This is a genomic window from Nostoc sp. 2RC (genome assembly GCF_014222165.1).
In the GTDB taxonomy this organism is placed as follows: Bacteria; Cyanobacteriota; Cyanobacteriia; order Cyanobacteriales; family Nostocaceae; genus Nostoc; species Nostoc linckia.
This window is the reverse complement of record NZ_JACKZU010000021.1, coordinates 1-13,068: the sequence shown is the minus strand read 5'-3', so window position 1 is coordinate 13,068 and position 13,068 is coordinate 1. Positions and strand designations below refer to the sequence as shown.

The 13,068-nt window shown below is 37.5% G+C and carries 12 protein-coding genes; 7 read left to right on the top strand and 5 right to left on the bottom strand.

Annotation, left to right across the window (positions count from 1 at the left end):
* The first annotated feature begins 17 nt into the window (after window positions 1-17).
* The 5 genes from devC (at window position 18) to GNE10_RS04310 (ending at window position 5,685) form a co-directional block, all read left to right on the top strand.
* Window positions 18-1,199, top strand: a complete 1,182-nt coding sequence (devC, locus tag GNE10_RS04330; RefSeq protein WP_185563815.1) for an ABC transporter permease DevC — start codon at window positions 18-20, stop codon at window positions 1,197-1,199.
* Between the two features lie 67 nt (window positions 1,200-1,266).
* The gene (locus GNE10_RS04325) at window positions 1,267-1,956 is read left to right on the top strand and encodes a DevA family ABC transporter ATP-binding protein (RefSeq protein ID WP_185563814.1); all 690 of its coding nucleotides are present in this window, start codon (window positions 1,267-1,269) and stop codon (window positions 1,954-1,956) included.
* A gap of 582 nt (window positions 1,957-2,538) precedes the next feature.
* Window positions 2,539-3,165: an rRNA large subunit pseudouridine synthase E gene (locus GNE10_RS04320; protein WP_185563813.1), complete on the top strand. Its 627-nt coding sequence runs from the start codon at window positions 2,539-2,541 to the stop codon at window positions 3,163-3,165.
* A gap of 229 nt (window positions 3,166-3,394) precedes the next feature.
* Window positions 3,395-4,816 (top strand): MFS transporter, encoded by a 1,422-nt coding sequence (locus GNE10_RS04315; protein ID WP_185563812.1) that lies wholly within the window; start codon window positions 3,395-3,397, stop codon window positions 4,814-4,816.
* Between the two features lie 119 nt (window positions 4,817-4,935).
* Window positions 4,936-5,685, top strand: a complete 750-nt coding sequence (locus GNE10_RS04310; RefSeq protein WP_185563811.1) for an SDR family oxidoreductase — start codon at window positions 4,936-4,938, stop codon at window positions 5,683-5,685.
* Between the two features lie 183 nt (window positions 5,686-5,868).
* Here the strand turns inward: GNE10_RS04310 and GNE10_RS04305 are convergent, their stop codons facing one another.
* Window positions 5,869-6,780 carry a fatty acid desaturase gene (locus GNE10_RS04305; protein ID WP_185563810.1) on the bottom strand — a complete coding sequence of 304 codons (912 nt, stop codon included), beginning with the start codon at window positions 6,778-6,780 and terminating at the stop codon, window positions 5,869-5,871.
* A gap of 603 nt (window positions 6,781-7,383) precedes the next feature.
* Between GNE10_RS04305 and GNE10_RS04300 the strand changes: the two genes are divergently transcribed.
* Both GNE10_RS04300 and GNE10_RS04295 read left to right on the top strand, forming a co-directional pair.
* Complete coding sequence (locus tag GNE10_RS04300) at window positions 7,384-8,739, top strand: AAA family ATPase (protein WP_185563809.1); 1,356 nt, start codon at window positions 7,384-7,386, stop codon at window positions 8,737-8,739.
* Entirely contained in the window at window positions 8,736-9,602 is an 867-nt protein-coding gene (locus GNE10_RS04295; protein WP_185563808.1) for a DUF4435 domain-containing protein, read from the top strand. The genes GNE10_RS04300 and GNE10_RS04295 overlap by 4 nt, the downstream gene beginning before the upstream one ends.
* Before the next feature lie 158 nt (window positions 9,603-9,760).
* Here GNE10_RS04295 and GNE10_RS04290 read toward each other — a convergent pair whose 3' ends face one another.
* The 4 genes from GNE10_RS04290 to GNE10_RS04275 all read right to left on the bottom strand — a co-directional run bounded on the left by GNE10_RS04290 (window position 9,761) and on the right by GNE10_RS04275 (window position 12,986).
* The gene (locus tag GNE10_RS04290) at window positions 9,761-10,369 is read right to left on the bottom strand and encodes a TetR/AcrR family transcriptional regulator (RefSeq protein WP_185563807.1); all 609 of its coding nucleotides are present in this window, start codon (window positions 10,367-10,369) and stop codon (window positions 9,761-9,763) included.
* Window positions 10,370-10,601: 232 nt separating this feature from the next.
* Window positions 10,602-11,969, bottom strand: a complete 1,368-nt coding sequence (locus tag GNE10_RS04285) for an NAD(P)/FAD-dependent oxidoreductase (protein ID WP_185563806.1) — start codon at window positions 11,967-11,969, stop codon at window positions 10,602-10,604.
* A gap of 70 nt (window positions 11,970-12,039) precedes the next feature.
* Complete coding sequence (locus GNE10_RS04280) at window positions 12,040-12,279, bottom strand: hypothetical protein (RefSeq protein WP_185563805.1); 240 nt, start codon at window positions 12,277-12,279, stop codon at window positions 12,040-12,042.
* 38 nt (window positions 12,280-12,317) lie between these two features.
* Window positions 12,318-12,986, bottom strand: a complete 669-nt coding sequence (locus GNE10_RS04275; protein ID WP_185563804.1) for a heme-copper oxidase subunit III — start codon at window positions 12,984-12,986, stop codon at window positions 12,318-12,320.
* Window positions 12,987-13,068 lie beyond the last annotated feature (82 nt).

Below are 13,068 nucleotides of genomic sequence, written 5' to 3'. Positions count from 1 at the left end.
CACTTTAGGTTTATCAAATGATTCTTAATATATCTCTGGCTTGGTTACAGCTAGCTCGACAAAAAGCTCGCTTTTTTGTGGCTTCCACTGGAATTGCTTTTATTGCAGTAATGATGTTTATCCAAGTTGGTTTTCAAGACGCTTTATACACTAGTGCTACGCAGTTACATAACAATCTCAAAGGCGATTTATTTATTATCAGTAATCAATATCAATCGTTGACTTTCAATCAAAGCTTTTCACGTTGGTATTTATATCAAATATTAGGATGCGACGGCATAGAATCAGTTAATCCCTTATATATGCAGTTTGCTAAACTCAAAAATTTAACTAATGGCATAAAGTTTCCCATATATGTACTTGGTTTCGATCCAAACCAACAAATTTTAACATTGCCAGATATTCAAAAAAATCACAAATTATTACAATTACCTAACATAGTTTTATTTGATAGTAAATCTCGGTCACAATTTGGGCCAATTCCTCAAGATTTTGAACTAGGAAAACCTGTTACGCTGGAAATATTTAACTATACTTCACCAATTGGTTACAAAGTAAAAGTGGGTGGATTATTTAGTCTCGGCCCATCCTTTGGAGTTGATGGCAATTTAATTGTGAGTGCTTCTACCTTTTTCCAAATATTTGAAGGTCGTTCAGCACAAAATGTAGATATAGGCTCAATTAATCTCAAACCCGATGCTAACCCCCAAAAAGTTTTGGCTATTTTATCTGCTAAATTACCTAAAGACGTGATAGTGATTACACGCCAGGATTTTATTAATTTAGAGAAAAATTATTGGACGCTCAGAGCGCCTATTGGATTTGTATTTCAATTGATGGTGACTATGGTATTTGTTGTTGGTGTAGTAGTCGTCTATCAAATTCTTTATAGTAATATCGCTAGTCATTTAGTGGAATATGCAACCCTCAAAGCAATGGGTTTTAAAAATCAATATCTACTCATTGTAGTTTTTCAACAGGCTTTAATCTTAGCATCTTTTGGGTACATACCTGGGTTTGCCATATCCATAGGTTTGTATGATGTAGCCAAAAGTGTTACTAACTTACCAATTACTATGAGCCTAGACAAAGCAGCTATGGTATTGTTTTTTATAATTTTAATGTGCTTAGCATCTGGGTTTATATCTACAAAAAAATTGCGAAAGATAGATCCCGCAGATTTTTTTAGTCATCTCTAAGGTATTTATCAGTAGAAAATATGTCATAGAAGACTGTTCGCAGTCAACAATCAACTTTTAACCACCTATGTCAGACTTTATTATTAGCATCAAAAACCTCAATTATTACTTTGGCAAACAAATCTTAAAAAGCCAAATTTTATTTAACATCAACCTCAATATTAAATATGGCGAAATTGTCACTATGACTGGCCCTTCAGGTTCGGGTAAAACAACATTACTAAGTTTAATTGGTGGGTTACGTTCCATTCAAAAAGGAAGCATAAAATTTCTTAATCAAGAACTTTATGGCGCTAGTAATGAAGAATTGGGAGAAATACGTCGTCATATTGGCTATATTTTTCAATCCCATAACTTACTAAATTTCTTAACGGCTCAGCAAAATGTTCAAATGCTACTTGAATTAGACAATAATATGCCTCAATCCGAAGCCGAAAAAAAAGCAGAAGCTATGCTTCAAGCTGTTCAATTGGGGAATCGAACTAATTACTATCCATGCGAACTTTCTGGTGGTCAAAAGCAACGAGTAGCAATTGCTCGTGCTTTAGTAAAGCATCCAAAATTAATTCTGGCTGATGAACCTACCGCAGCATTAGATAGTAAATCAGGTCGAGATATTGTGAATCTCATGCAATTATTAGCTAAAGAGCAAAATTCTGCGATTTTAATGGTTACCCATGACAATAGAATTTTAGATATATCTGATAGAATCATTTATATAGAAGATGGACGCTTAGTTAAAGAAGTTTACTGCTGATATCAATAATAAGCTGTGGCACATTTAATTTGGATATTTTTTAGTGTTGGTTTTAACTGTAATTCATAGTGAATTATGACGAATGACTTCTGAATTATCATTGATAAATTTTTAAGATTAAAAATATTTTTTGTAATAAATCAATTAAAACAATGGCTAAAATAATAATTTGTTATTGTCATCCTAATGATTTGGACGTATTTATAAACAACTTGACTTTATCTCAAAGTCAGGCTGTATTTGGAGGTTATATATATGTTAATTTATTTAATGCTACTGGTGGTATAAACAATGCTGAAAATGCCTATTACCTTGGTTCTCATGGGATTAACTTCCACGATAACAGAATATATACAATCGACTATTCCAGGTCTATTTTTAACTGGTTTTATCTTTAGTAAGGTTAGTAAATCTTAAGTAGCGTGCGTTAGACACTAAGCCGTGATGCACCGCTATACAAGATGTTGCGTTAGGTAAAATAAGGTGTAATATTTATTTTATTGAAAGTGGCGATCGCTATCAACACAGTGGTGATTGGACAAAATAAAAGGAACGCACAAAAGAATCAATCACTAATAACTAATGACCAATCACCATCGATATATAATTTTTTACAAACCATACGGAGTTCTCAGTCAATTTACAAAAGAAACTCCCACACATAGCACTCTCAAAGATTATATTGATGTGCCTGATGTCTATCCTGTGGGACGCTTAGACTGGGACAGCGAAGGTTTATTGTTACTAACCAGCGACGGACAATTACAACATCGCCTCGCCCATCCCCGTTTTGCTCATAAACGTACCTATTGGGTACAAGTAGAACGAATTCCCGATGCAGAGGCCATAAAAAGATTACAAACAGGTGTGGAAATTCAAGATTACCGCACTCAGCCAGCAGAAGTTAGGCTATTACCAGCAGAACCACAGCTACCAGAACGCAACCCACCAATTAGATTTCGTAAAAATGTACCAACAGCTTGGCTGGAAATGACCTTGACTGAGGGAAAAAACCGCCAAGTGCGCCGCATGACTGCGGCTGTGGGGTTCCCAACTTTGCGATTGGTTAGGGTCAGCATCGCCCACTTAGAATTAAATGAATTACAACCCGGTCAATGGCGGGACATCACAATATCAGAACTCAAATCTCTGCATAATTTCAGCAAATCAAAAAGTTTTTCCCGCATTCGTGATTTTGATGTTAGTTGAATGTTGTGTGGCTTCAACTTTAGCATAAAATACACTAAGTCTATCAATTTAACGTATTTTAATAGACTTACAAGTAAAAACTGTTAACTGTGAACCGTCAACGGTCAACAGTCAACCACCACGTGTTATTTTTGCAGTTCTCTAACTTTGGCAGTAATGGTAACAACCTACAATGAATATACGTATGCAAACTATTGATAATCGTAAAGTTAAAGGCGGAAAGTAAAAGTTGGCAAAATTGCAAGCACAACCTCTGGCTTTGTCAAGCTCTCAAAAAAATTGGGTTTTAGTTGGTGTGGGACTTGGGGTATTCATGTCTACCTTGGATGTGGGCATTATCAATGTTGCTTTACCCACATTGGTAGAAGCTTTTGACACCACTTTTCCCATAACTCAATGGGCTGTATTGAGTTACCAGTTGGTTAGTTCCGGTTTAGTGTTGGCAGCAACCAGGCTGGGGGATATGTGGGGCAAGAAGTCGTTATATCAAGGCGGACTGATTGTATTCACTTTCAGTTCGTTGTTGTGTGGTCTTGCACCTGGTATCGAGTGGTTAATCGGCTTTCGGGCACTCCAAGGATTAGGTGCTGTGTTTATCTCTGGCCTTGGTTTGGCAATTATTACAGAAGTTTTTCCCTCTTCCGAACGAGGTCGGGCTGTGGGTATCATCGGTAGCGTGGTGTCATTGGGTATTGCTTTTGGCCCTTCGGCTGGCGGACTACTGCTGGGTTGGTCGGGCTGGCATAGTATATTTTTGGTCAATGTACCCCTGGGGATCGTAGCTAGTTTTTTAGTTGCTCGCGTAGTGCCACCTTCTGTAGTCATTGAGGGTAAACAGAAATTTGACCCTTTTGGAGCAATGTTGGCTTTATTGACTTTGGGTAGTTTTGGCTTAGGTATGACACTAGGTCAAAGCCTTGGTTTTAGTAGTATTAATGCATTGATATTACTAGCGATCGCCGCCATTAGTTTGACGACTTTTTTGGTAGTTGAAATGCTAATAGAGCAACCACTACTCGAACTGCACTTGTTTCGCAATCTTCAATTGAGTATGAGTTTGCTCAGTGGGTGGCTAGCCTTCACAGTCATTGGTGGTTCTCTACTAATCGTGCCATTCTTTTTGCAGGGAGTAAAGCAATATCCCACAGCAAAAGTAGGGCTACTACTAGCAGTATCCCCCATACTGAGTGGGTTCGTTGCCCCCTTAGCTGGAACACTTGCAGACCGCTTTGGCACTCAATTAATTAGCTCAATTGGGTTGGGGTTGATGATTGGCGGCTGTTTGGGAATTAGCACCTTTGATGCCCAAATCACTGAAGTAGGCTATATCTCCCGTTATTTTATTTACGGTATAGGACTGGGTTTATTTCAATCCCCCAACAACAGCGCCGTCATGGGAACAGTGCCTCGCGAGCGGCTGGGAATTGGTTCTGGGTTGTTGTCTTTATCGCGCACCTCAGGTAACACCGTCGGAGTTTCCCTGTTTGGGGCAGTATTTGGAGGCTTAATCGCCACTATGGCTGGGGGTGCAGATGTATCTGTTGCTCCTCCAGAAGCAATTGTCATCGGCTTCCAAGGAACTTTTCGTTTTGCCGCCCTAGTACTATGTGCGGCAGCAATGGCATCTGTTTTGAGATTAAGGAAGGAATGAGTGATGAGTGATGACTGGTAAGTCATTAGAATTTATTCCCCTCTGCTCCCTGCTCCCCATGCCCCATGCTCCATGCCCCATGCCCCATGCCCAATCACTATCACTAAGGAAAATGACAAATGACTGGTAAATTACAAGAAAAAGTAGCAATTATTACGGGTGCTTCTTCGGGAATTGGGGAAGCGACGGCCATCGCCTTAGCGGCAGAAGGAGCAAAAGTAGTTCTGGCTGCTAGGCGTGGTGAGCTTCTTGAGGCATTGGCAGAACGCATCCAAGCAAGTGGTGGTCAGGCACTAGCTGTTGTCACTGATATTACTGATGAGACACAGGCAAATAACTTAGTGAGCAAAGCCAATACAGAGTTCGGTCGAGTAGATATTGTAGTTAATAATGCTGGTATTGCTTTGCTCGGTACTATTGAGACCGGAAATCCAGCAGATTGGCGGCGCTCTTTTGATATCAATGTTCTAGGGTTGTTATATGTGACTCACACGGCTTTGCCCATTTTGAAACAGCAACAAGCGGGGCATATAGTTAACATTTCCTCGGTTGCAGGGCGGACAGCGCGAGCTGGTGTAGGTGTTTACAACGCCACCAAATGGGGTGTAAATGCTCTCTCGGAAGCACTGCGTCAAGAAGTCTACAAGGATAATATTCGCGTCACCATCATCGAACCTGGCTTAGTTGATACAGGTATTGATGACCATATTACCGATCCCGTTAGCAAACAACGTATCCAAGAACGACGCAAATCCATCACACCTCTGCAAAGTGAAGACATCGCTGCTGCGATCGTTTATGCTGTCACTCAACCACCACACGTTAATGTCAACGAAATTTTGATCCGACCAACCGGACAAGAAAACTAACACCAATAACCAACAACGAAGTTAGGGTAGCACTGCTGTGCCACCCTGGTGTTCTGGCAAGTCAACTTTGCTGGATGAGGGCTGGGGAAAGAGGAAAGGGAAAAAGTTTTAAATCCTTTACCCTTTACCCCTTCCCCTTTACCCCGCCAAGTGAACTTGGCGAACTACTAGCCTTGCAAGCAATTATTTAGGATTAACAACTACGCATTTACCTGTAAGCATATCTTTGAGGATTACTAAATATTCACCAAATGAAATATATACTGTTTTTTCTGGTAGGACATATGCTTTGGGAAATGGTCGAGTGTAAAGATTAGACATCGAATGATGTAACGAATGTTCTAGACAATGATTATGGGTAATAAATAGAAAAAATCTTTCTATGATACCGCAAGGTTTCAAGTTTCTAGTTTGTAAGTTACGTTCTTTCAGGTCTCCCTCTACAATCAGATTTCCATGCTCTATTAATTCACAATGATGAACGATAAAAGAACCCATCCAACAGGTAAGAAAATAAGAAATTACAATTTGACTTGTGCTTACTCCTAATATTAAATGCGAAGTGTATCCAATTCCTCCCCAAATAATAATCCACATCAAAATAGAAACTATTAATTTTTTATAAGAATACACATGTTTGAGTTTCGGATGCCTGGATATTTTGAAATTGGTTACGAGTATAACAAAGATGTTTCCAAAACATATTTCTAAAAAATTGTAGATAATTCGTAATGATTTATTTTTAATTTCACCTAAAGGATGAAACTCTATATCTTTGTAAGTATTTACTTGAGAATGATGATAAGGATGTACTATGTCAAAAATTTGTGGCTCAAGAAAAATCACCCAAGATAATATTAAGTAAAAAAGCTTATTGTCAATACGGTCTAAATATTCATGCCAACATTCATGCATAAGTTGTGCTAATGAACAAAGAAGATAGACTCCAGGAAAAAGCATAAAGAATATTGCAAATATGTGGAATGAAGCATAAATATAAGGTAGGAAAAACAGATATAATAACCAAAAAAATAAAGTAATTACAAGGTTTACAGATTGTTTGTTTCTTATTGAAATATTATTAATAGCTGTCATAATTTCTCCTAATAGCTACTTCGCCAAGAATCACCACACATTAAAAACAAAATTTTTCAGACATTTCCACCGTTCATTAGATATTAACCATAAATTCCACAAACAAGCCATCTAAATTCAACAATACCTAAAAATTATTAGACATAATACTTAATTCTTCAACTAGAAAATATTAGATTTAATTTTGACAACCCCTTTATAGACATAATCCTGAGAGAATGTACAAGAATTGCTGTTACATTACATACTTACATCTCTCTAAATCCTGCTGCCTAATGAGAATCTGATATTATTAACACGTTGTTTTAGCAGAGCTTATTTATTAAATAAAAATTATCTCAATATTCTTATTCTAAGGCTTTTGGTGCGGCGCTTGGCTACGACACGCACTACATATACTTCTTAGCATTATTGTCAATAGTTCCACCTTCCCCTGACTAAGTTTTAGTTCATTAGTACTAAACTGTTAGATTCTCTTGATCTGTGACACTTTGAGGTGCAGAATGTGAGGTAAAATGCTACACATTGTCTTTTGTATTTTATAAAGGAAGATAGAGGTTAAAATCAAATTAATAAAGCCAATGGCTATAGGACTCAGTGACCATGCGAATTCAGGAAATTTCTGTCAGTGGCTTATTTGGAATTTTTGACCATGTGATTCCATTAAACATGGATGAACGAATCACTATTATTCATGGGCCAAATGGTTTTGGAAAAACAGCCATACTAAGAATTTTGAATAGTTTTTTTAACTCTCGATACTCGGAATTGAGAACTATTCCGTTTCAGAAATTTAGAGTTGAATTTGATGATACTAGTAGCGTTGAAATAATCAAAAATATTAACAAGGTTGAAGACTCTGAAAAAAATAATATTATTTTAAATCTGTATAAAAATGATCAAGAGCCAATTTCTTTTGATATTAAGCCAATCAAGATTCATCGTGATACAGACTTACAGCTTAGTATTTTAGATAAAGTCATTCCAGGGCTAGAGCGAATAGCTGCTCGAAAATGGCTGTATGATTCCACTGGAGAAACTCTTTCTTTAGAAGAAGTTTTAGAGCGCTTCGATCATGTATTACCTTCAAAATTGAGGTCACAAGAAGAGCCTCAGTGGCTAAGAAAATTAAAGAGCAGTATTTATATTCGCCTAATTGAATCACAACGTTTACTTAACTTTATCCCTAACGCTTCTTTCAAAATGTATCGTGGAACACCTGTAATATTGTCAACTGTGTCCGCCTATTCTGATGAACTTGCTAAACTGATGCAAGATAAATTTAAGGAATACGGTACAGTATCTCAATCTCTTGATAGGACTTTTCCAGTAAGAGTAGTAAAGCAACAGCCATCTGTAGATTTAACAGATGAACAACTTCGTCATCAACTAAACGAACTTGAAGCAACTCGTTCTCGTCTTATAGAAGTAGGTCTTTTGGATAAAGATGAAGATTCAGAATTTCAAATCCAACCCCAAGATATAGATGAAAGTACTAAAAATGCTTTGTCAGTATATGTTGAAGATGTGGAAAGAAAATTGAGTGTTTTTGCTGAAATAGCAAGCAAAATAGATTTATTAAGAAAAATCATTAATAAGAAGTTTGCCTACTCGTACAAAAAAATAAACTTTAGTAAAGAAAAAGGATTTGTAATTACAACAAGTTATGAATCTCCATCATCAAATTCAAAAACTCTTTCACCAACAGATTTATCATCTGGCGAACAACATGAGTTAGTTCTTCTCTATGAACTACTATTTAAAGTTCAACAAAACTCTTTAGTATTAATTGATGAGCCTGAATTATCTCTTCATGTAGGATGGCAAATTCAGTTTTTAAAAGACTTGCAAGAAATCACAAAGCTTGCAAATTTAGATATTCTCATGGCTACTCATTCACCAGATATTATTCAAGACCGTTGGGATTTGACGGTTGAACTAAAAGGGCCTGAGAAATGAGAGATTTGCTTTCAGTTGACCGTGATGCGAACAAAATTAGATTACTGCGAAGCACTTATTCAGGAACTTTTGTATTAGTGGAAGGTGATTCTGACAAGACTTTCTACAATCGTTTTGTTGACGAATTAGCTTGTAAATTAATCGTTGTTTCGGGAAAACCATCAAGTAAGCAGCGCGTGATAGAGGTTTTAGAAATTTTAGAAAAATCAAATTTCCAAGGAATTTTAGCAATTGTTGATGCAGATTTTGATCGTTTGGAAACTTCTACATTTAGTAGTCCTAATCTTCTTCGTATCGATACTCATGACCTTGAAACTATGCTGATTAGCTCACCAGCATTGAACAAAGTAATTGCCGAGTTTGGTTCTGAAGAGAAAATTACCAAGTTTAATCTAGACGTAAGATCGGTATTACTTGAAACTGGAAGATCAGTAGGTTATTTACTTTGGATTTCCAGGTGCAGCCAATTAAACCTAACCTTTGATGGGATTAAATTTAGTAAATTGATTGATGAAAAAACTCTACAAATTGATGAACTAAAGCTAATTCAGGAGCTTAAAAATAAATCTCAAGCGTACTCTTTGAAAGACGAGGAATTGCAACAACAACTAAAAATTAAAAAAAGTAAAAATCACGATCCTTGGCAAGTTTGCTGTGGTCATCATTTAGTAGAAATTCTGTCTTTTGGTTTACGCGGAGTGCTTGGCACTAACAAAGCGACTGATGTTGAACCGAATAGTCTTGAGCGTAATTTGCGGCTTGCTTATGAAGAAATATACTTTTTTGAAACACAACTTTACTCAGATATTCGTACGTGGGAAACCAATAATCATCCATTTAGAGTTTTGCCAAACAATATCTAATTTAGTAGCTTTTCACAATTTCAGATTATTTTTTGTCAATTTAATAGAAGCTGTATTTGAAAAATTCAAAAAATCAATAATCGAATTTAATTTCTTCAAAATGACTTTCTCTACCCCCTGCTATCAGACTGATGGAATATTATTTGATTGGAAGTTCCTTAGAGTGGAGTCATGCTGATACCACGCACAAAAATATCTACACAAGTTTCAATATAGCGCTCACAACTATAGTTAGCTTGATTGAATTTTGCAGTACGACATAGCATTCCCGCTAACAACATTCCTGTAAACATATCAACTGCTGGAAACGGATCGATATCTGCTCTGACAATACCTCGTCTTTGACCACATTGTAAGTAAGCTACTAGTTTTTCCCCTAATGGCTTAGCAGCTTCTTGAATCACTTGTCTGGCGGCCTCTGGATGACGCTTGGCTTCTCCAATGAAGGTACGAATTAAGTCTTCGTGTGACTCTAACATAGTATTGTAAAGTTGGGCATACCGTTCTAAATCAATTTTCAAATCCTGCGTCCATGCTTCGGGATGTGCAAGGGATTCTATCTGGAGTGCCAAAACATTTTCGATTACTGCTCCCAAAAGTTGTTCTTTGCTAGCAAAGTGGCGAAATAAAGTCACTTCATTCACACTGGCAACACGAGCTATTTCACGGGTGGTTGCTCCTTGAACCCCTAAACTAGCAAATACCTGCGAGGCTGCTTCAATCAAACGTTTACGGGTAAGGGCTGACGAACGGATGGCTTTATTCATTTATGCTGGCAAATACTCACTGATATCACTAGGTTATGTTGAAAAGGATAATTCATCATCCAATTTCTAAAATTTATAACAGTTTTCAACACCCTGGAGGCTCGTAATTCCTGAGGCTAAACTCAAGGCAAACTGTTATAAATAAACATATTCATCAATGAATTATCTTTTTCTTCACAATTGAATATCAGGTTTGCAAAAAAACTCTTTTCCATTGCCCATTCACTACTTGCTATTCGGTTTTTTCTTTTTCTCCTAACATTCTGAGTAATTTTTTTGCAACTAATACACTAACGACTCCTGCACCAATTAACTCTACTGCCTGTACTACTTTTTTACCAGTCTTGTGGGTGTCTAGGTGATGATGAAAAATCTCTTCATCCAGCCATTCAGTTGTAGCTTTGAAGTCATGAATTGGGGTTGGCAATAATGTTAAATAAGTGCCTTGACGAATTAAGTGTGCTGGTTCACCTACAACTTCAAAAACATTGAATAAGTTAGCGGCAGCATCATTTAATCCTAATTTTAAGAGAGTTCCTCGGATATTTACCCCAACAGGTTTGGGGTCTTCTCCTATTGCCATTGCTTTCAAATTCCTGGCAATATTAACTCCTTGTTGATAAGCTACTTGGGCTGTTGGTGGTAAGGAATTATCGCGAACAGCCGCACAGTCACCACCTGCAAAAACTTCTGGAAAATCCAGTAATTGCATATTAGAAGTAACTAAGAGACGATGGTGATGGTCTCGATGTTCTTGAGGAATTGGTAAATTTTGAATTAATGGATGGACAGAAGTACCAGCCGTCCAGATTGTGGTGTGTGTCGGCAGTATCTTGACTTGATTGTTAGTTTTATATTCAACAGCATTCTGACTAACAGCAGTAGCTTCTGCCTCTGTGATAATTTCAATTGGTACAGTGCGTTTTTTTAATTCTTGTTCAGCAATTGAGCGTAGCGGATCGTTAATATCGCCATCGAGAATTTTTTGTCCGTGATTGAGCATAATAACACGAATTTCAGTTGCATTTCCTCCCAAAGCACCATACCAATGAGGCAGAAAATCTGCTAAGGTAGCTGCCATTTCCACACCAGAAGCACCACCACCAACTACAACTACTGTTAATAATTTTTGACGTAGTTCTGGATCTTCAATTTTAATTGCCTTTTGGAAACATCCGCGTAAATGGCGATCGAGAGCGATCGCATCTGCTTGTGTCCAGAAAGCAAAGGCATTTTCTTTTGCACCTTTAACGCTATGATAGCCAGTAACACTGCCTAAAGCTAATACTAAGTTACTGTATTTGTAGGAGTTACCCGAAGCTAATTGGACTTGCTGTTGATGCAAATCTATTGACTCCACTGTATCTTGAACAAAGATAACGCCGCTACCTCGAAGTAATTCCGAAAAACGCGGTACTACTTGAAAGCTATTCATTTCGCCATCAAAATATTCATACAGCAACGGCTTAAAACAAAAACGTTCTTCTTTATCAATCAAAATCACAGAACGAGGATAATGTTCGGAAGCGAGGTTCAATGCCGTAAATAATCCGGTAAAACCACCGCCGAGAATTATAGTTTGATAAACTTGGCTGTTCATAAGGTGGAGAGATGAGGAGATGGGGAGACGCTCTGACGCGGGGAATAATCAATGACTAATGACTAATTCGCTATACAAATAAAAAGAAAGCAATGAGAATGGCACTCAGAATCATGGCGAATATAATGGCGTATTCAATTCTGCGGCTCAAAAATCCGACAGCAGCAATTAAAGCGATCGCTAGCCCTAAAATACCCACATACTGTTCTTTTTGTAAGTTACGCGCAATCAGTGGATCTTTATTTATACCAGGGGAGGGAGTTTCTTCAATTGCTCTTGGAGATGGTAATTCTTGTGCTAATAATTTCATAAATTTACTCCTGACAAACTTTGATTATTTTAATATTTTTATACTCGCCACAAATAAAGCAGCGAAAATAAAAATACCCACACTATGTCAACAAAATGCCAAAACAAAGTAGCTGCACTGACGCCAAAGTGACCTTTGTTGTAATTACCCCGAATAAATGAGCGCATGAGCATAATTATCTGGAGAATTACACCAGCGAGAACGTGTAGACCATGAAAACCGGTTAATAAGAAAAATGTTGCACCTAATAGTCCTGTAGTTAATCCAAAATCCAGTTTACTCCACTCAATTGCTTGACCAATTAAGAAGTAAGTTCCCATTGCGATCGCCATTAACCAAAGCCACCGAAATCTGTTTAATCTGCCATCCTTGAGAGCATTTTCGGCTGGTTGAATCACAAAGCTACTAGAGAGCAAAACCACCGTATTAATAATTACAAAATTAGACAATTCCACCCCTGAAACACCAGGCGGCAGCCAATTTTTGGAGTGCGTCAATCTCAAAGCCACGTATGTAAATATAAAACTCACAAAAACTAAGCTTTCTGACAGCAAAAATACACTAAACCCAAACATCCCTTTACCATGATGGTCTTCCACATTTCCGCCACCACTTGGCAAAAAACGTTGCAACCAACTTGGTAAATATCGCCGCCATCGTTCAAAACGAATAGGACTTTCATCTATATGAATAATACGACGGGTCATAAATTAGTCATTAGTCATTGGTCATTAGTCATTGGTCATTGCTTATTCCCCGCGTCTCCCCATCCCCCCATCTCCCCATCTC